The 1,153-nt window shown below is 38.7% G+C and carries 1 protein-coding gene; it reads right to left on the reverse strand.

Going from position 1 to position 1,153, the window contains the following annotated elements:
• The coding region (locus tag BN102_RS10430) for a RagB/SusD family nutrient uptake outer membrane protein (RefSeq protein WP_019209091.1) at window positions 1-1,153 on the reverse strand (1,153 nt) is incomplete at both ends.

Below are 1,153 nucleotides of genomic sequence, written 5' to 3' on the forward strand. Positions count from 1 at the left end.
GGTTTATCACTACAAAACCGTTCTGAATACTTACTCCCGTAGCATAGACAAATAAACATAAATTGTCTACTTCTTTCATGTTTCCCAAGTAATACGTATACGGTAAAATGATCGTCTCTTTCATCCGAGGATCACGCGCTTCATACATCGACAAAAGTTCTTTATAATACTTCGGATAATCCTTTACAGCTTTCAAGTCGTCTGTCAGAGTTGCTCTCAAAGTCTGTTCTCTTACTTCTTTGCTTTCATTATATCCCGGAATAAAGTCATCCCAATTAAACGGACGACCATCCTTACATTCATAACTGTCGACTAACTCTACCGACGGCATCACGTTATTCCAGCAAGCATCCATGGAAGCATTGCTACCCATATAATGGCACATGGGCATTCCTAACCAATTCGGTATCTTAAAATAATTTTGAATGGCAAAAATCATCTCTGAACTCGAATCACCCACTTTGGTAAAAAGATCCGCATAATTAGGATATAATTCATACCCATAACCTTGTTGAGAAGGATCTAAAACAATCTCTTCAAAATCTTTTGAGGCCAAGTCGTACTGCTTATTATACAAATAAACTTTTCCTCTTAAGGCATAGGCTGCCCCTTTAGTTGCTCGACCATAATTTGACTGGGACCATTTTACCGGAAGTAATTTGATTGCATCCGTCAAATCTTTCAAAATAAATTCACGTGTCTTTTCCTCCGTTTCCCGAGGCTTCAACAACTTCATATAATCTTTATTGTAATCCGTCGTTTCATCATACAGAGGAACACCGCCAAAATGTTGCATTAAGAAAAAGTAAAATAATCCTCTAAGGAATTTTGCTTCACCCAAAACCTGATTCTTAGCGGTTTCATTTATATTCATTCCCTGTACATTGCGGATGACATTGTTCGCACGAGTAACACCTTCATAGGAGTGTCTCCAACGGTTTGACACATAACCATCTCTAGAAGTGAGCCTCCCACTACTAATAGTAAGATATCCGGGATCATCATACCCTATTCCGATATCGGAAATACAATCCATTGCGAAAAAACGCCAATAAGTCTCTCTTAATTTCAGGGCCTGATAACACGCATTAATTGCTTCCTCTGCCTGCATTTCTGTTTTCCAGAATGTTTCGGAACTTAATGCATCCTGTGG

The sequence above is a fragment of the Phocaeicola abscessus CCUG 55929 genome, from assembly GCF_000312445.1.
GTDB classification, from domain to species: Bacteria; Bacteroidota; Bacteroidia; order Bacteroidales; family Bacteroidaceae; genus Phocaeicola; species Phocaeicola abscessus.